Annotated in this window: 20 protein-coding genes; 13 read left to right on the top strand and 7 right to left on the bottom strand. The window is 68.9% G+C overall.

Annotated elements, in window-relative coordinates; translation table 11 throughout:
* Positions 1–2 precede the first annotated feature (2 nt).
* Complete coding sequence (locus tag KXS11_RS17220) at positions 3–1,133, bottom strand: serine hydrolase domain-containing protein (RefSeq protein WP_437386892.1); 1,131 nt, start codon at positions 1,131–1,133, stop codon at positions 3–5.
* Between the two features lie 238 nt (positions 1,134–1,371).
* Here KXS11_RS17220 and KXS11_RS17215 point away from each other — a divergent pair, with 238 nt between their 5' ends.
* Positions 1,372–2,787, top strand: coding sequence for a glyceraldehyde-3-phosphate dehydrogenase (locus KXS11_RS17215; protein WP_437386926.1), 1,416 nt, complete (start codon positions 1,372–1,374; stop codon positions 2,785–2,787).
* A gap of 210 nt (positions 2,788–2,997) precedes the next feature.
* On the opposite strand, the gene KXS11_RS17210 is transcribed toward KXS11_RS17215, so the two are convergent.
* Positions 2,998–4,194, bottom strand: a complete 1,197-nt coding sequence (locus tag KXS11_RS17210; RefSeq protein ID WP_437386890.1) for an ROK family protein — start codon at positions 4,192–4,194, stop codon at positions 2,998–3,000.
* Between the two features lie 121 nt (positions 4,195–4,315).
* Between KXS11_RS17210 and KXS11_RS17205 the strand changes: the two genes are divergently transcribed.
* The gene (locus KXS11_RS17205; RefSeq protein WP_437386889.1) at positions 4,316–5,464 is read left to right on the top strand and encodes a Gfo/Idh/MocA family protein; all 1,149 of its coding nucleotides are present in this window, start codon (positions 4,316–4,318) and stop codon (positions 5,462–5,464) included.
* Complete coding sequence (locus tag KXS11_RS17200) at positions 5,461–6,204, top strand: ThuA domain-containing protein (protein ID WP_437386887.1); 744 nt, start codon at positions 5,461–5,463, stop codon at positions 6,202–6,204. The genes KXS11_RS17205 and KXS11_RS17200 overlap by 4 nt, the downstream gene beginning before the upstream one ends.
* A 90-nt stretch (positions 6,205–6,294) precedes the next feature.
* Here KXS11_RS17200 and KXS11_RS17195 read toward each other — a convergent pair whose 3' ends face one another.
* Positions 6,295–6,708 carry a MarR family winged helix-turn-helix transcriptional regulator gene (locus KXS11_RS17195; RefSeq protein ID WP_437386886.1) on the bottom strand — a complete coding sequence of 138 codons (414 nt, stop codon included), beginning with the start codon at positions 6,706–6,708 and terminating at the stop codon, positions 6,295–6,297.
* Positions 6,709–6,845: 137 nt separating this feature from the next.
* Between KXS11_RS17195 and glsA the strand changes: the two genes are divergently transcribed.
* The 6 genes from glsA to KXS11_RS17165 all read left to right on the top strand — a co-directional run bounded on the left by glsA (position 6,846) and on the right by KXS11_RS17165 (position 10,599).
* Positions 6,846–7,883, top strand: coding sequence for a glutaminase A (glsA, locus tag KXS11_RS17190; protein ID WP_437386885.1), 1,038 nt, complete (start codon positions 6,846–6,848; stop codon positions 7,881–7,883).
* A complete protein-coding gene (locus KXS11_RS17185) occupies positions 7,880–8,038 on the top strand; it encodes a hypothetical protein (protein WP_437386883.1) in 159 nt (52 codons plus the stop codon). Before glsA ends, KXS11_RS17185 begins: the two co-directional genes overlap by 4 nt.
* Complete coding sequence (locus KXS11_RS17180) at positions 8,002–9,504, top strand: MFS transporter (RefSeq protein WP_437386882.1); 1,503 nt, start codon at positions 8,002–8,004, stop codon at positions 9,502–9,504. Before KXS11_RS17185 ends, KXS11_RS17180 begins: the two co-directional genes overlap by 37 nt.
* A gap of 79 nt (positions 9,505–9,583) precedes the next feature.
* Entirely contained in the window at positions 9,584–9,850 is a 267-nt protein-coding gene (locus tag KXS11_RS17175; protein ID WP_437386881.1) for a DUF7218 family protein, read from the top strand.
* Positions 9,851–9,946: 96 nt separating this feature from the next.
* Positions 9,947–10,090, top strand: a complete 144-nt coding sequence (locus KXS11_RS17170; protein ID WP_437386880.1) for a hypothetical protein — start codon at positions 9,947–9,949, stop codon at positions 10,088–10,090.
* On the top strand, positions 10,090–10,599 hold the full coding sequence (locus KXS11_RS17165) for a DUF6328 family protein (RefSeq protein ID WP_437386879.1): 510 nt from the start codon (positions 10,090–10,092) through the stop codon (positions 10,597–10,599). The genes KXS11_RS17170 and KXS11_RS17165 overlap by 1 nt, the downstream gene beginning before the upstream one ends.
* 51 nt (positions 10,600–10,650) lie before the next feature.
* Here the strand turns inward: KXS11_RS17165 and KXS11_RS17160 are convergent, their stop codons facing one another.
* Entirely contained in the window at positions 10,651–10,833 is a 183-nt protein-coding gene (locus KXS11_RS17160; RefSeq protein WP_437386878.1) for a multidrug transporter, read from the bottom strand.
* Positions 10,834–10,942: 109 nt separating this feature from the next.
* On the bottom strand, positions 10,943–11,929 hold the full coding sequence (locus KXS11_RS17155) for an arsenic resistance protein (protein ID WP_437386877.1): 987 nt from the start codon (positions 11,927–11,929) through the stop codon (positions 10,943–10,945).
* A gap of 112 nt (positions 11,930–12,041) precedes the next feature.
* On the opposite strand from KXS11_RS17155, the gene KXS11_RS17150 reads away from it, so the two are divergent.
* The gene (locus KXS11_RS17150) at positions 12,042–12,464 is read left to right on the top strand and encodes an HIT family protein (RefSeq protein WP_437386876.1); all 423 of its coding nucleotides are present in this window, start codon (positions 12,042–12,044) and stop codon (positions 12,462–12,464) included.
* A gap of 92 nt (positions 12,465–12,556) precedes the next feature.
* Here the strand turns inward: KXS11_RS17150 and KXS11_RS17145 are convergent, their stop codons facing one another.
* Entirely contained in the window at positions 12,557–14,008 is a 1,452-nt protein-coding gene (locus KXS11_RS17145; protein ID WP_437386874.1) for a DUF222 domain-containing protein, read from the bottom strand.
* 224 nt (positions 14,009–14,232) lie between these two features.
* On the opposite strand from KXS11_RS17145, the gene KXS11_RS17140 reads away from it, so the two are divergent.
* From KXS11_RS17140 to KXS11_RS17130, 3 genes are all read left to right on the top strand, one after another.
* Positions 14,233–15,330: a type I restriction endonuclease gene (locus tag KXS11_RS17140; RefSeq protein WP_437386873.1), complete on the top strand. Its 1,098-nt coding sequence runs from the start codon at positions 14,233–14,235 to the stop codon at positions 15,328–15,330.
* Positions 15,331–15,443: 113 nt separating this feature from the next.
* On the top strand, positions 15,444–15,980 hold the full coding sequence (locus tag KXS11_RS17135; protein WP_437386872.1) for a flavin reductase family protein: 537 nt from the start codon (positions 15,444–15,446) through the stop codon (positions 15,978–15,980).
* A 50-nt stretch (positions 15,981–16,030) separates the two neighbouring features.
* Positions 16,031–16,636, top strand: a complete 606-nt coding sequence (locus KXS11_RS17130) for a maleylpyruvate isomerase family mycothiol-dependent enzyme (RefSeq protein ID WP_437386870.1) — start codon at positions 16,031–16,033, stop codon at positions 16,634–16,636.
* 18 nt (positions 16,637–16,654) lie between these two features.
* On the opposite strand, the gene KXS11_RS17125 is transcribed toward KXS11_RS17130, so the two are convergent.
* Positions 16,655–16,969, bottom strand: a complete 315-nt coding sequence (locus KXS11_RS17125) for an ArsR/SmtB family transcription factor (RefSeq protein WP_437386869.1) — start codon at positions 16,967–16,969, stop codon at positions 16,655–16,657.
* Positions 16,970–17,017: the final 48 nt, after the last annotated feature.

The raw sequence follows: 17,017 nt of genomic DNA, 5'->3' as shown, positions 1-17,017 counted from the left end.
ACTCAGCGGGTGTAGCGGGCGTTGAGGTCCACGGCGACGGCGATCGCACGCGGGTCCGCGCCGCCCGGCCACGGGCCGCGGGCGACCGTGTAGCCGAGCGCCAGGCCCGCGTCGGGATCGACGCAGGCGAAGGCGCCGGCCGCACCGTCGTGGCCGAACGCCCTCGGGCCACCGAACGGCAGCCCGCTCGATGGCTTCTGGAACACGATGGAGTGCGCGCGATCGGGGAGCCCCAGGACCTCGTCGAAGCCGCGCACCTGCTGCTGGCCGATGACCTCGACCGTGTCCGCGTCGAGCAGGGGCGCCGCGCCTTCGAGCCCGGTGACGGTCGCCGCGAACATCCTCGCGAGCCCGTCGGCCGTCACGGTCGATGATGCGGCGGGATGGCCGAACCGCCAGCTGACGGGATCGTTGCCGAGGTCGACCGGCTCGCCGCTCATCGCCATGATCCGCGGGCCGAGCGCCGTGCCCGCAGCGCCCTCCGGGGCGATGACGGGCTTCACGATCGGCAGGACCGGCACCCGACGGGACTCCTCCGCGGCGGGGAGCCCGAGGAAGACGTCGAGGTCGAACGGCTCGCGGATCTCGCGGTCGAAGACTTCGTTGAGTGTCGAGCCGGTGATGCGGAAGACGAGTTCTGAGGCGAGGTTGCCGATGCTGATCGCGTGATAGCCGAAGCTCGACCCGGGGTGCCAGAAGGGGCGGCTGGCTGCGAGGCGCTCGGCGGCTGCGTGGTGGTCGAGGAGCTCCGCCCACGACAGCACGGGTGTCGCCTGTGGGAGGCCGGCCTGGTGCGAGAGGAGCTGACGCACGGTGACCGCGTGCTTGCCCTTCGCGGCGAACTCCGGCCAGTACTCGGCGACGGGCGTGTCCAGATCGAGCTGTCCGCGCTGGATGAGGAGGCCGACGACGAGGCCGATCGTGTTCTTCGACACGGAGTAGGGGACGATGAGCGAGTCGTGTTCGAGGTGCGGACCACCCCAGACGTCGAGGATCCGTTCGCCGTCGCGGTAGGCGGCGAGTTGGAAGGACAGGTCGGGGTCGCCCTCCAGATGCTGCTGCAACCTCGCGATGATGTCGGACAGGTCGGGGCTGGCGACGCCGCGCAGCGCTCCCGTGAGTTCGTCGAGCATGTCTCGACCCTAGACGTCGGCACGACTCGGACCCATTGCGTTACCAAAAACTGAAGAACCGCAATTCTTAACACCCGAAATGGAGGCATGGCGGCGGAAACTGCTGCGATTCTCGATGAGAACCACACGTCGACGGTGAGACCCACGCGTCGACGGTGAGCGAGAGGCTGCAGTGACCACCACCGAACACCACCTGCAGGCCGCGAGTTGGGCGGACCGCCAGGCTCGGGCCGAGGCGATGATCCCGATCATCGGTTCCCTGTACCGGGAACGCAGCATCGTCACCTCCCTGCACGGTCGCAGCCTCATCAACCGGTCTGCCATCGACGTCCTCAAAGCGCACCGGTTCGCCCGCCACCTCGACGAGACCGAACTGCCGCTGTCGGAGAGCCTGCCGATCATCAGCTCGCTCGCACAGCTCGATCTCGGCGCCGCGTCCATCGACGTCGCACAGCTCGCCTACCGCTTCCGCACCGACGACTCCGGGGTCTCGCTCGAGGACTTCCTGCGCCGCGAGCTCGACGACATCGTCGGCGCCGAGCCGACCGGCCCGCATGCGCCGCGCGACGTGGTCCTCTACGGCTTCGGCCGCATCGGCCGTCTCGTCGCCCGCATCCTCATCGAGCACGGCAGTGCGGCCTCAGGTGTCCGTCTCCGGGCGATCGTCGTGCGCCGCGGCTCCGACAAGGACCTCCACAAGCGGGCGAGCCTGCTCCGCCGCGACTCCGTGCACGGCCCGTTCGAGGGCACGATCACGGTCGACGAGGAGCGCGACACGATCCTCGCGAACGGCACGCTCATCCAGGTCATCTACTCCGACAGCCCGTCGACCGTCGACTACACGGCCTACGGCATCACCGATGCGATCGTCGTCGACAACACCGGACGCTGGCGTGATGCCGAGGGTCTCGCGCAGCACCTCGAAGCGCCCGGTGTCGCACGCGTGCTCCTCACCGCCCCTGGCAAGGGCGAGCTGAAGAACATCGTCTACGGCATCAACCACGACGACATCGAGGACGACGACCGCATCGTCTCCGCCGCCTCCTGCACGACGAACGCGATCACGCCCGTGCTGCACGCGGTCGACGGACTGCTCGGTGTCGTCTCCGGCCACGTCGAGACGGTTCACTCGTTCACGAACGACCAGAACCTGATCGACAACTTCCACGCCGGTGACCGACGCGGTCGTTCCGCGGCGCTCAACATGGTGATCACCGAGACGGGCGCCGCGAAGGCCGTCGCGAAGGCGTTGCCGTCGATGGCGGGCAAGCTCACCGGTAGCGCGATCCGCGTGCCGACGCCGGACGTGTCGCTCGCCATCCTCAACCTCCGAACCGAGCGTCAGGTCACGCGCGAGGAGATCAACGCGCACCTGCGGCGCATCTCCCTCGACTCGCCGCTGCGTCGCCAGATCGACTACCTCGAGTCGCCCGAGATCGTCTCGAGCGACATCCTCGGCTCGCGCCATGCGGGCGTCGTCGACGGGCTCGCGACCATCGCGACGCCTGACGGGGTGATCCTCTACGTCTGGTACGACAACGAGTTCGGCTACAGCTGCCAGGTCGTGCGTGTGCTCGAAGCCCTCGCGGGCGAGCACCTGCCGCACTTCCCCGCTGTACGCGAGGCTGCGGAGGCGCTGACCCTGCAAGCCTGACATCGTGGCGAGCACATGCCGCTCGCCCACCCCTGTGAGCAGTCCGAACGAGTACGGCCGGGACGACTGCTGACATCGCGGCTCACGCCGCGCAAGGGCCCCACCGATCTTGGCGGAAGGTGGGGCCCTTCTCTGTCTGTGCCGGTGGCGCCACGGCGAGTCGCCCGAAAACGCGCGAAATCCCGCGATTCCGGTGCAGATCCGGGCAGCTCAGCGGGGGAGCGGGTGTGCGAAGCGCGCCGGGCGGGAGCGGAGCGTGGCCAGGGCCCGGGCCACTGCTCCGAGGGCGACGACGTCGGTCCCGAGGATCGAGGCGCGCACCGACGGCGTGGGCGCGTAACTCTCGGACTCCATCCATTCCTGCGCGCGCGCGATCACCGGGGTCGCCTCGATGGACCGACCGCCGGCGACCACGATCTCCTCGACGTCGAGCAGGCTCGTCAGCACGGCGCACACGCGGCCGAGGCGCTCACCCAACCGGTCGACGATCGCCTGCGCGTACGGGTCGCCGGCGGAAGATGCAGCGAGGAGGGCGCTCACGTCGAGGTGGTCGGTGTCGAGTGTCGCGAGCGGGGAGCCCTGCGGGACGACGCCCGCGAGGTCGTCCTCGTGCACCCACTCCCGTGCCGCCGCGTCGAGTCCCTTCGAGGATCCGACGCCCTCGACCATGTCGAGCATGCGCAGCTCGCCGGCTCCACCGTTCGCGCCGTGGAGGAGGACGCCGTCGACGATGAGGCCGGCTCCGAACCGCTCACCCGCCAGGAGGACGCCGAGGGACTGCTGTGCCGTCGCCCCGTGGGTCAGCTCCGCCACGGCCGCGAGATTGGCGTCGTTCTCGAGTGTGATCTCGCCCCAGTGCTCGAGTTCCTCGGCGAAGCCCGGGTTCATCCGCGCCCAGTAGTCGTGGTCGCCACGGGGTGAGCGACCCTGCGCATCGACCGGGGCAGGGACGCCGACGGTCGTGACGAGGACCTGCCGTGGGACGATTCCGGCCCGCTTGGTCGCGTGTTCGATCACGGTGCGACTCGTCGCGAGGCGGCGTGCGGGGTCCTCCTCGCCGTCCAGGTCGGCGGTCTCGGCGCGGGCGACGATCGTGCCGCGGAGGTTGGCAACGAGGGCCGCCACGCGGTGCTGCCCGACGTCGAGCCCGACGACGAACGCCGCGTCCTCGGCGAGTTCGTAGCGTCTCGCGGGCCGTCCCTTGCGGTAGTCGCCGGCAGCGCGGGCGTCGTCGAGTTCGCGGATCCAGCCGTTCCCGGCGAGTTCGTCGCAGCTCTTCAGCACGGTGGCACGAGTGAGGCCGGTGGCCGCCATGACCTCCGTGGCGGTGAAGGCGCCATGGTCGAAGGCGTGGGCGGCGACGAGTTCGATGCTCCCTCTGCCCGCGTCCGCGTCGTGTCCGACCATGGGCTGACTGTAGCAGGGTTGCATTACTAGATATAGCCGCTATATTTAGTGGCGAAGGTCGCCCAACGCCGGTCACGACACGCGAGTCCGGCGCCCGCATCCCGAAAGGAACCGCAGCCGCATGGACACCAGTACCACCCCGACGACCGCTCCCGAGCTGCGGAGGGTCGAAGACCTCCGAGTCGGAGTGATCGGCCTCGGATTCGCCGGCACCACCCACCTCGACGCGTTCACCGCGTTGCCGGGAGCGACGGTCGTCGCCCTGTCCGGTCAGGAGCCGGCCCGTCTCGCCGAGCTCGCTGAGAGCCGCGGGGTCCCCGAGACCTACGCCGACTGGGAGGACCTCGTCGCCCGCGACGACCTCGACATCATCTCCATCGGCGTGCCGAACGCCCTGCACCACCCCATCGCCGTCGCCGCGCTGCGCAGTGGCAAGCACGTCTTCTGCGAGAAGCCGCTCGCCACGACGGCCGAGCTCGCCGCCGAGATGGTCGAAGCCGCGACCGCGGCCGACCGCGTGCTCGAGGTCGCCTACAACCACCGCCGCCGTGCCGATGTCGCGTACCTCGCGCGGTACCTCTCCGAAGAGCCGATCGGGCGGGTCTACCACTCGCGCGCCTCGTGGCTGCGTCGTCAGGGCGTGCCCGGTATCGACTCCTGGTTCACGAACAAGGCCGCGGCCGGTGGCGGACCGCTCATCGACCTCGGCTCGCACGTCCTCGACATCGCCCTGTCCCTGCTCGGTGAGCCCCGCGTGACGCACGTCTCCGCGGTCGCCTACAACGAACTCGGGCGCGCCGGTCGCGGTGGCTCCGTCACCGGCGGCGCAGTGTCGCAGCGGACGAACCACGCGTTCGACGTCGAGGACTTCGCCTCGGCGCTGCTGCGCTTCGAGGACGGCGGCAGCCTGCACCTCGAGGCCTCCTGGGCGTCGTACTCGAAGGCCGACGAGGACATCTCGGTCGAGCTCCTCGGCTCGGAGGGCGGTGTGCGGCTCCACGTCGACAACTACAACACCGACGGCACGGTGACGATCTTCCGCGACGTCGCCGGCGCACCGACCATCGAACGCCCGGCCGTGCACGTGCCGTCCGGACACCACCAGTCGGTCATCGCCGAGTTCCTCGACACCATCCGCGCCGGCGAGGCGGCGGGAGGCGAGCTGCGGTTCGCCGGACACCACGGCGAGTACGCGCTGCACCGCAGCCGGGTCATCGACGCGGCCTACGAATCGGCGGCCGCCGGTCACGAAGTGGAGGTGCAGGCATGAGCGCCCCCATCCGCGCCCTCGTCTGGAACGAGAACGAGCACGAGTCCCGCGGCGACGCCGTCGTCCTCGGCCACTACCCCGACGGCATCCACCGCGTGATCGCGGACGGGCTGGCGGCGTCGCTCGGTGACGGCGTCAGCGTCAGCACCGCGACGCTGCAGGACCCCGAGCACGGGCTCACCGAGGAGGTGCTCGCCCAGACGGACGTCCTCTTCTGGTGGGGGCACATCGCACACGATCAGGTGTCCGACGAGGTCGTGGAACGCGTCGTCGCCCACGTCCACGCCGGCATGGGCATCGTCGTGCTGCACTCCGGACACTACTCGCGGGTGTTCCAGCGGCTGATGGGCACGACGTGCGCGCTGAAGTGGCGCAACGACGGCGAGCGCGAGCTCGTCTGGACGGTGCTGCCCGACCACCCCATCGCCCAGGGGGTGCCGCACCCGATCGTCATCGACCGGCAGGAGATGTACGGCGAGCACTTCGACATCCCGCGGCCCGACGAGGAGGTGTTCCTCTCGACCTTCGCCGGTGGTGAGGTGTTCCGCTCCGGCGTCGCGTACCACCGTGGTCGTGGGCGCGTCTTCTACTTCTCACCCGGCGACCAGGAGTACCCGGTGTACCACCACCCCGACATCCAGCGGGTGTTGGCGAACGCCGCCGAGTGGGTACGCCCGACCATCGAGCGCACCCCGCCGACCGCCGACCAGCACCCCCGCGACTGGTTCCTGCAGAGCTGAGTTGAGTCGAGCAGCGCTCGCCGAGTCCGGTCCCTGGGGCCGCATCGCTCCCTGAGCATGTCGAAGGGGCGGCTCGGCGGGCGCTGCTCGCTACCGGTCCAGGAGGCGCGTGAGCGTGGCGGCGAGCGCCGCGCGCTCCGCGTCGTCGAGCGGTGCCGTGAGCACCGCGTCCATGCGCGCGACGCGTGGGCGGAGCGCGCGGAGCTCGAGCTCGCCCTGCTCCGTCGTGTCGAGCACGTTCCGGCGGCGGTCCTCCGGGAGTCGCACGCGCGCGAGGAGCCCGCGGCGTTCGAGGCGGGCGACGACGTCGGCGATCGTCGAGCGGTCGAGGTCGAGTCGATCGCACAGTTCGCGCTGGCTCACGCCCGGCTCGGTGTCGACGACGTCGAGCACGCCGAACTGCACGCTCGTGATCTCCGTCGAGACCTCTCGCTGCCACGCCGCCACGTGGGCCTGCTGGGCTCGCCGGATGAGGAACCCGATGTACTCCTCGCCTCGACTCATCCGATCAGGATAGCGAGCCTGGGCCCGGTTCCTCGTGGGCGGGGGTTCCGACGCGGAAACACTCGCGCGCTCCGGGGTCGGAGCGGCATGATGGGGTCCACGGGGTGGCCCTTGTGCACCCGCGAGGGGTGGTGGGTATGGAACTGGACTCGCACGGCGTCGAACAACGTGTCGCCACTGGCGCGCTGCCCGGCTGGGAAGCCGTCGAGGAGCACGTCGCCGCAGCCCATGCCCGGAGCCGGACCCACACCGACGGGGCGGTCGCCGACTACATCCCCATCCTCGCCGAGGTCGATCCGGAGCTCTTCGGCGTCTGCGTCGCCGAGGTCGACGGGGAGGTGCACGAGGCAGGCGACGCCGACGTGCCGTTCTCCATCCAATCGATCTCGAAGGCCTTCGTCTACGCACTCGTCTGCGAACAGCTGGGGCACGACCTCGTGCGCGAACGCATCGGCGTGAACAACACCGGGCTCGCGTTCAACTCCGTCGTCGCCATCGAACTCAACGACGGCCACCCCATGAACCCGATGGTGAACGCCGGGGCGATCGCCACCACGGCACTCATGCCCGGCGACTCCCCGGAGGAGCAGTGGGAGGCCGTGCGGAACGGACTCTCGCGGTTCGCGGGTCGCGCGCTCGACGTCGACCAGGTCGTCTACGCCTCCGAGGCCGCGACCAACCAGCGGAACCGCGCGATCGCCCGGCTGCTCGAAAGCTACGGACGTATCGAGCTCGACCCGCTCGCCGTCGTCGACGTGTACACGCGGCAGTGCGCGCTCCTCGTCACCGCCCGAGACCTGGCCATCATGGGCGCCACGCTCGCCGACGGCGGCGTCAACCCCGTCACCGGTGAACAGGTCGTCTCGCCCGAGGTGTGCCGCGACACGCTCGCCGTCATGGCGTCCACGGGGCTCTACGAACGCTCCGGCGAATGGCTATTCGAGATCGGGCTGCCCGGCAAGAGCGGCGTCGCGGGCGGCATCGTCACCATCGCGCCGGGCAAGGGCGGGATCGGCGTCTTCTCGCCCCGGCTCGACCCGGCGGGGAACAGTGTGCGGGGGCAACGCGCGACCGCGTACCTGTCACGCGCCCTCGGGCTGAACATCTTCGCATCGGCGGAGCACACGGTGAGCAGCCGCATCGGCCGGAACCGCAACCAGGGGGAGACACGATGACCACCCAGCAGACGAACGCGCCAGAGGTCCGCACCTCCTGGGTGCCCATGGTCGGGCTCTTCCTCGCCCAGATCCTGATGTCGTTCAACGTCTCGGCGCTCCCCGTCTCCCTCGGGGGATGGTCGCCGACTTCGGGGTGCCGCCCACGAGCGTGAGCACGGCGATCGTCACCTACGGCCTGGTCGTGGCCGCCCTCGTCATGGTGGGCGCGAAGCTCGGCCAACGCGTCGGCTGGATCATCATGTTCCGCATCGTCGTCGCGCTGTTCGCCGTCTCGGCGCTCCTCATGATCCTGTCGCCGACGGTCGCCTGGGTGATCACCGCGCAGGCGTTCGCCGGTGCATCGGCAGCCATCATCGTGCCGTCGCTCGTCGCCCTCATCGCCGAGAACTACCGCGGAGCGCAGCAGGCGACGGCGATCGGCTCGCTCGGCTCCGCCCGCGCACTCGCCGGCGTGAGCGCGTTCCTCGTCGGCGGCACGCTCGCCACCTTCGTCGGCTGGCGTCCGGTGTTCGGCATCGTGCTGGCGCTCGCCGTCGCGGTGTTCCTGTTCAGCTTCCGTCTGCGCTCGGACGCCGGGAACCCAGCCGTGAAGATCGACCTCGTCGCAGCGGTGCTCATCGGTGGCGGCATCGTGGCGCTCACCCTCGGCTTCAACAACCTCAACGGTTGGGGCGTGCTCGAGGCCACCGCTGCCGCGCCGTTCGACATCGTCGGTCTGTCACCGGCGCCCCTGCTCATCGTCGTGGGCGTCGTGCTCGGGCAGGCGTTCCTCATGTGGACGAGGCGGCGGACGAAGGCGGGCAAGGTGCCGCTCGTGAGCCTCGCCGTCCTCGGGTCCTCGCGCGAGCGCGCCGCGGTGTACGCGATGTTCGTCGTCGTGTCGCTCGAGGCCGCCCTCAACTTCACCGTGCCGCTGTACATCCAGATCGTGCAGGGCCGGACACCGTTCGACACCTCGCTCGCGATGATGCCGTTCAACCTCACGGTGTTCGTCACGGCGACCCTCGTCGTGCGCCTGTACAAGCGGTTCCCGCCGCGCACGATCGGCATGGTCGGATTCGGGCTCACGACCGTCGCGCTCTTGTGGCTCTCGCTCGTCGTGACCAACGACTGGGAGACGCTGCCCACCATCCTCGGCCTGTTCGTCTTCGGCGTCGGCCAGGGGGCGCTCGTCACGCTCGTGTTCAACGTGCTCGTCACGGCGGCACCGAAGGAGCTCGCCGGTGACGTCGGGTCGATCCGCGGCACCACGCAGAACCTGGCGTCGGCCGTGGGCACCGCGGTGTCGGGAGCGCTGCTCGTGACGATCCTCGCCTTCAACGTCGGGACGGCCGTGGTGAACGACGTCGACCTGCCGCCCGAGCTCGTCTCCCAGGTGGACCTCGACAGCGTGAACTTCGTCAGCAACGACCAGCTGCGCACGACGCTCGCCGAGGTGACCGACGCCACGCCGGCGCAGGTGGAGGCCGCCGTCGCCGTGAACACGCAAGCGCGACTCTCGGCGCTCAAGCTGGGCCTGCTCATCATGGCTGCGGTCAGTGCCCTCGCGATCCTGCCCGCGAGCCGTCTGCCGAAGTACCGGCCGCACGAGATCCCAGACCCGTCACCCACGCGCTGAATCGCCCGAACACGCGCGGAAATCGCCAGATCTCGCGCACTTCCGGGCGGTTCACGTCGAGTCACACCAGGAGGACACCATGCCGGACAAGCAGAACCCGTCGCTCAAGGATCCCGAGCTGTACGAGAAGCTGCGCGACGACGGGGCTTCGAAGGGCAAGGCCGCCCGCATCTCGAATGCCGCCGCGAAGCAGGGTCGGTCGGTGATCGGTGCGAAGGGCGGTGAAGCGGGTTCCTACGACGATTGGACCGTCCCAGAGTTGCGGAAGCGTGCGAAGGAACTCGGACTGAGCGGCTACTCCGACAAGCGGAAGCACGAGTTGATCTCGATGCTGCGGGAGGACTGAGCGACGCTGCGGGTCGCGGCGCGTCTGTCAAGCCGGGGCGCAGGCGTGGCCCAGGTGCGTACGGTTGCAGCACCATCGAACAGGAGAGGCACCGATATGAGCGACATCCCCGGCGTCAGCGCCGAAGGCATCGACCCCGACCTCAACGCCGGCATCCCGCCCACCGAGGTGCCCGACGACCCCGAGGACGACACCGCCGACGAGCCGGACGTGCTGGAGACCCCAGACCGCGAGGTGTGATGACGGACGGCGGCGAGGAGGACGCACGGCCGGGAGACGGCCGCGACGAGACCCCGAATGAGCGCTCCGACCGCAACTGGTCGGAGCTCCTGCAGGAGTTCCGCGTGCTGCAGACGGGCACGCAGATCCTCGCCGGTTTCCTGCTGACCCTGCCGTTCCAGCCGCGGTTCACCGAGCTGACGGCGTTCGATCACGCGCTCTACCTCGTGCTCGTGCTCCTCGCGGTCGGTGTGACGCTGCTCGCCCTCGCGCCCGTGATCCTGCACCGTCTCGTCTTCGCACGGCGGGAGAAACCGGAACTCGTCCGTGCCGCGAGCGGCGTCCTGCTCGTGTGCCTCGCTGCGGCGTCGGTGCTCTTCGCCGGAATCGTACTCTTCGTCTTCGACTTCGTGCTCGCCCCGCCGGCCGGGATCTGGGCGGGATCGGGAGTCGCGGTGGTCGTCGTCGCCATCTGGGTCGTCGGGCCTCGCCTGCTTCGTGGCGCCAGAGACCGCGCCAGTCTGCGCTGAGTCGCCCGAAACCGTCGCGTTTTGGGCGAGAACCGAGCCGATCCGGGCGGCTCAGTCGTCGGGGTCGGTTCCGGGGCGCACCGCTGCGTCGTCGCGGATGTCGATGCGCTTCACGCCGTCGCCCTGATCGGTCACGTCGATGCGAGGCGCGGCATCCGCCTCGGTCGACTTCGGGGCCGTCGTCAACTGGTCGTGCCGACCGTCGTCAGCGCTGTCGTGCTCTCGTGTGCTCATGCTGTGGACGCTAGTCGCACTCGTCTCATCGTCGGCCGGGCTTGCCCGGTGCGCCGTCGTCGGCTATCGCGCGTGCGCCCAATCGGTGCGGGCGAACGATGCCGGTGTCTCAGCGTCGCTCGCGGCTGCGGATCAGTCGCGGCACGAGGCGGACGAGCACGGCGAGACCGAGGAGCTCGACGAGTGTCTGGGTGACGACGACGATCGGCGCGAGGGCGAGATGCGCGGGCAGGGCGAGCGCGAGCGGGAGGACGACGAGCGAGTTCCGGGTGACGCCGCTGAAGGTGACCGCCCGCGCTCCGGGCACATCGAGACGGGCGACGCGAGCGGCCAGCGCACCGACCGGCACCATCACGACGATGAACACGATGAAGAGCGGGAGGACGACGAGAAGCGCGCCGACCTGCCCGACGACACCGCGGATCTGGGAGGCGACGACGACCAGGAGCGTCGCCAGCATCAGGGGCACGAGTGCCGTCTGCATGATCGACATGAGAGCGACGGCAACCCGGGAGCGGCGGGCGGCGAGCTGGACGACCGTCGCGGTGAGGAGGGGGAGGAGGATGAGGAACACGAAGGCCTCGACGAACGGTGCAGGGTCGACGAGCGCGACGAGCGTCGGCCCGCCGAACAATGTCAGGTACACCGGGAGGAGCAGGAGCTGGGCGATCATGAGGACCGGCGTCGCCGCGAGCAGGCGAGCGCTCGAACCGCCTGCAAGACCGGCGAAGACGATCACATAGTCGACGCAGGGGGTCAGGAGTACGAGTAGCAGGCCGATGAGCAGCGCGTCTGAGTCTGCGACGAAGCGGGACAGCCCGAACACGAGAAGCGGTGCGACGACGAAGTCGACGACGCAGAGCGTCAGGAGGAAGCGGGTGTCGCGGAAGCCCCGGGCGAGGTCGGCGAGCGGCACCGCCAGGAACGTCGCGAACAGCAGCAGCCCGAGGATCGGGGTGATCGCAACCGCCGCGGCAGGCGAGCCGGGGATCGTGAGGCCGAGTGCCGCCCCCAGCGCGATGGCGCCGAGGCAGAGGAGCACCTGTCGGCGTTCCAGCCAGGCGGCCCACGCGGGAGGAGCGGGGTTCGTCGTCATCGTCTCGATCGTAGGGTGTGCCGTCTGGCTGAGTCGCCCGGAAACGTCCGGAAATCGGTGATGTTCGTGCCGTTCCGGGCGATTCAGTGGGGTGAGCAGCCACAATGGAACGATGTCCGAGCCGTGTACCTTCTGCCGCATCATCACTGAAGAGTCGGATGACACGGTCTGGGTCGAGCGCGAGGCTGAGGCTGTGGCGTTCCGCCCGCTTCCGGCGTCGGAGCTCGCGCCCGGGCACACGCTCGTGGTCCCGCGTGCGCACAGCGTCGGCCTGCTCGACACCGATCCGCGATCGTTGCAGGCGACGATCGCCCTCGCGCAGCGGGTGGGTCGCGCGATGAAGGCGGCTCTCGATGCGACGGGTGTCGTGGTGCTCAGTGCGTCGGGGGTCGATGCGGGGCAGAGTGTGCCGCACCTGCATCTACACGTCGTGCCGTGTTGGGACGATGACGGCGTGACGTTCTGGCCGGAGGGCGTGTCGGCTCACCGGGTCGAGGGCGACCCGCACGCCCTCCTCGCCGAGATGTTCGAGTAGCTCACCCTGGGCGTTGAGTCGCCCGGTTCGGCGCAAGAAGCGCCCGTTTTCGGACAGATTCGGGCGAGTCAGTGGGATCGTCGGGACCGTGTTCAGGCGGCGAGGCGGATGCGGCCGCCGCGGATGGGGGTGCGTGTGCGGTCGATGATGGCGGGTGGGGTGAACCAGGGCACGCCGTTCTGGACCTCGATCTCCCAGTGGTCGTCGTGGATGCGGTGGTGGTGGAAGGAGCAGAGGAGGATGCCGTTGTCGAGGTCGGTCGTTCCTCCCCGTGACCACCACTTCAGGTGGTGGGCTTCGGTGTAGTTGGGTGGGTGGGTGCAGCCGGACCAGGCGCAGCCGCCGTCGCGTTCCGCGAGCGCGAGCTTCTGGGCTGTGGAGAAGAGCCTGGCCCCGGTGCCGAGGTCGAGGATCTGGGATGCGCCGCCGAGGACCATGGGGATGATGCGGGCGTCGGCGGCGAGCCGGCGGGCGGCTCCGGCGCCGATGGGTTCCTCGATGCCGTCGATGTGGGCGGCGCCGAGGTCGTGTTCGAGGGTCGCCTTGTCGAGTCGGACGACGATGCTGACGGGTGCGAGGTCGGTGGCGGCGTTGCGGCAGCCTGCGGTGTGGCGGAAGACGTCGGCGAGGGCGATCGCGCGGCGGCGTTCGATGGAGCGGATCGAGACTCCCTCGGGCATGGGGAGCCCTGCTGCAGGGTCTGGTGCTGGCAGGGTGTCGGGGTCGACGAAGGTGGGGCGGCGGATCGCTGCGCTGACGAGGGCGTCGAGTCCGGCTTTCACGAAGGCTGCGTTCTCGGGGGCGAGGTCGGCCTGGAGTCGGGTCATGCCGTTCGGGAGCTCGCGAATCGTGCAGTGTTCCGACATGCGCAGGAGGTCGTCGCGGGGTTCGAGGCCGTCCTGGTCGAGGCGGGTGCGGACGAGCTTCGCGATGCGGGTGACGTCGTGGAGGGGAGCACCGATGCTGTGTTCGATTGCGACGCCGGTCGCTGCTCGGACGGCGTCTCTGCTGCAGATGCGGGCGGTGCTCGTGACCTCGCGGAGGATGATCGCGGCGGCGTCGACGGTGAGCGCTGGTCGGGGTGGGAAGCACCCGGAGGTGTCTCCGGGGGCTTCTGGTGCGGCGTCGAGGGCGGCGGCGATGTCGGGGAACGCGCATTCCTCGGTTTCGCCGAGGAAGCCGCGGGTGGGGGTGATGGCCAGGCCGACCTCGGCGATGCTGGCCCCGCGGCCCCTGTTCACCCGCCACCGTTCGGACACCATGACGCCGGCGTTCGCGTAGCCGGCGCGGCGCGTGAGGCGGTCGGCTCCGCGATTCGGTGCAGAGCGGAGAGCGATCGAGCCGGTGATCCTGGCCGCGAGGACATCGAGCGCTTGCTGCGCCGCACCGAGGGCGTCGAGGACGCGCACGACGGCTTCGTCGTTCATGTTCTCGATCTGCTGGGAGATGTCGGCGCCCGGCCGGATCGGATCGAGCGCGCCCGCCCACACCGTGCCGAACCCGGCCGCGACGGCGGTGAGTGGGTTCGGTGCGGTGCTGGTCATGGTTCCATCCAAACACCAACCACCGACACTGGAGAAGGAAGGAAATGTGGGTTTGATCTGCGTTTTTATCCAACGCAAGTTGGCCAGGAGGTGGGCTTCGGCAGGCTCAAGCACCTGCCTCGGTCCGGTGCACTGTCTCGCGCGGCGCGAGTCGACACGGCGCCCGTCTCTTTGGCGAAACGGGTCGGTTCACCGACTAATCTAAAAACGACCCAGGAGGAAAAGTGGAATTTGAAGAGCGTCTCGCCGCGTTGGCGACGAAGGTTCGGAATCAGCGTGAGGCGATCCAGACGGAGGAGGGCACGAAGAACGCCTTCGTCATGCCGTTCATCTCGACGATTCTCGGCTACGACGTCTTCAACCCCCTCGAGGTCGTGCCGGAGTTCACTGCCGATGTGGGTGTGAAGCGCGGTGAGAAGGTCGACTACGCCATCGTGCGCGACGGTGAAGTCCAGATTCTGATCGAGTGCAAGAAGTCGACCGACCCGCTCCGCATCGAACATGCCTCCCAGCTCTTCCGGTACTTTTCGGTGACCAACGCGCGCATCGCCGTCCTCACGAATGGTGAGGTTTACAACTTCTACACCGACCTCGACGCGCCGAATAAGATGGATGACCGGCCGTTCCTCGTGCTGGATCTGGCGGATATTGATGAGACGCTGCTGCCGGAGCTGCGAAAGCTGACGAAGGAAGTCTTCGACCTTGACTCGGTGATCAGTGCTGCGGAAGAGCTGAAATACGTCGGTGCACTGAAGCGGGCGATCGCGGCGCAGTTCCGTGAGCCGGAGGAAGACTTCGTCCGTCTGTTTACCTCCCGCGTCTACGACGGCCGGTTCACCCAGGACGCACGCGTTCAATTCACCAGCTTGGTTGGGAAGGCGTCGAAGCAGTTCCTGAACGAGCAGGTAAACGATCGGCTCAAGACGGCACTCGGGGCGTCGTACACGGCGCCCCTCGGGGCCGAAGCGCGACCAGAGACGGTCACAAGCGCACCGATTGCGGAGAATGACCTCGACCGTGACACCGAGATCGAAACGACGCTGGAAGAGCTCGAGGGATACCAGATTGTTAAGGCGATCGCGTGCAGTGAGGTCAAGCCGGAGCGAATCGTCCACCGCGACGCCAAATCGTACTTCGCCGTTCTGCTCGACGACAACAATCGGAAACCGATCGCTCGGCTCTGGTTTAACGGGAAGAAGCAGAAGTACCTGGGCTTGTTCGATGAGGACAAGGTCGAAACCAAGCATGCGCTTGAGACGTTGGACAGCATTTACGAGCATGCTGAGTACTTGCGCGCGACTGTGCGCCGACACGACGCATAACGAGTCGGGTTCCGCAAATGTGAAGGCGGCCCGAATCGCAGAGCACGCGGTTCGGGGCACCTTCGCAGGGGCGGAGTTGACCTCAAGCACACTTGACGTTCTACGGTTGGAACATGACGATTCCCACCACGCCGTCCGCGGATCCGGCCGCACTCCACCTTGCGGCGACGGTCGACGGCTTCAAGGCGGCGTTCCGCGATCACCCGGCGGGTGTCGCGCTCATCAGCGCGGCGACCGATCGCGGCGACGTCGGACTCACAGCATCATCGGTCGCGTCCGTCGCGGTGGACCCGCCCATGCTCTCGTTCTCGGTGACGCGGGCGACGGGATCCGCCGGAGGGCTCCTCGGTGCAGGCGTCGTCGTCGTCCACCTGCTCGCCGATCACCACCTCGATGTGGCACGCGCATTCGCCAAGACGGGGGAGCCACGATTCACGCCCGAGCAGGGCTGGTCCCGCCTCGAAACCGGCGAGCCCTACCTGCCTGATGCGCGGGCGATCCTCCGGGCTCGGATCGCGCAGACGGTCCCGGCAGGCAGCTCCATGCTGGTCATCGCCGAGGTGCTCGACGTCATCCCGCCCGGCTCCGAGTCGCCGGCACTCGTCTATCAGAACCGGAACTTCCACCGCTTGGAACAGCACCCGCTCTGAGTGGCGCCTGCTCCAGGCGCGGGTCCTGCTCCCCACGGCAGGATGGAATCATGCAGACCACCGCACGCACCGTTTGGCCGATCGTTCGATCCGAGCGACGGGCGCTCGTCGCCGACCTCGAAGGCCTGACCGAAGACCAGTGGGCGTCGCCGTCACTGTGCCCCGGCTGGAGTGTCCATGACGTCGTCGCGCACCTCGTCGACTCCGCGAAGACGACGAGGCTCTCGTTCGCCGGGCGCCTCCTCGCGGCGCGCTTCGACTTCGACCGCGACAACGAGCGGGGGATCGTCCGCGAACGCCGCAGTCGGCCGGCCGACACCCTCGCGGCACTCGCGGACGCAGCCGATCTCACGCGGACGCCGCCGGGCGACCTCGCGACGCGTCTCGTCGAGTCCTTCGTGCACGGTGAGGACATCCGGCGCCCACTGGGGATCGCGTCGGCGTACCCGGTGGACGCCGTCGTCGCAGCGCTCGACTACCAGGTGCGGACCAGTGTCAGGATGGGAGGCGGCAAGGAACGGGTCCGCGGTCTGCGGCTCGTCGTCGCCGATGCGGGGATCGCGCGGGGGAGTGGTCCCGAGGTGCGAGGTGACGCGATCGAGCTGTTGCTCGCCGTGTCCGGTCGACCTGCGAAAGCTACGCTCCCGACATCCTGACGAGTCCAGGGCGGCGGTTCAGCGTGCGTCGAGCACCGAGTCGAGCAGGCCGGGGAACCGGGCGTCGAGGTCGCCGCGCCGCAGGGTGAGCGTGCGATTGCGTCCGTTCGGCTCGTTCCTGATGACGCCGGCCTCGCGGAGCACCTTCATGAGATGCGACTTCGTCGACTTCGGGATCGACGGGTCGAGAGCGGTGCAGTTCGCGGCGTCCATCGGTCCGTCGCGCAGCTGGCGCACCATCTCGAGGCGGTCCGGATCGCTCAGGGCGAAGAGCACGGCGCCCAGGTCGATCGCGTCGCGCTCGGGGTGCGTGAGGTCAGCGGGCGTCGGCATGGTTCGATAATAGTTGAACTATCGCCGCCAGGCGAGTATCGTCGCACC

It is taken from the genome of Plantibacter flavus, assembly GCF_051487245.1.
In the GTDB taxonomy this organism is placed as follows: domain Bacteria; phylum Actinomycetota; class Actinomycetes; order Actinomycetales; family Microbacteriaceae; genus Plantibacter; species Plantibacter flavus_B.
Note: the sequence above shows the minus strand (reverse complement) of the source record. Positions and strands in the feature narration are given on the sequence as shown.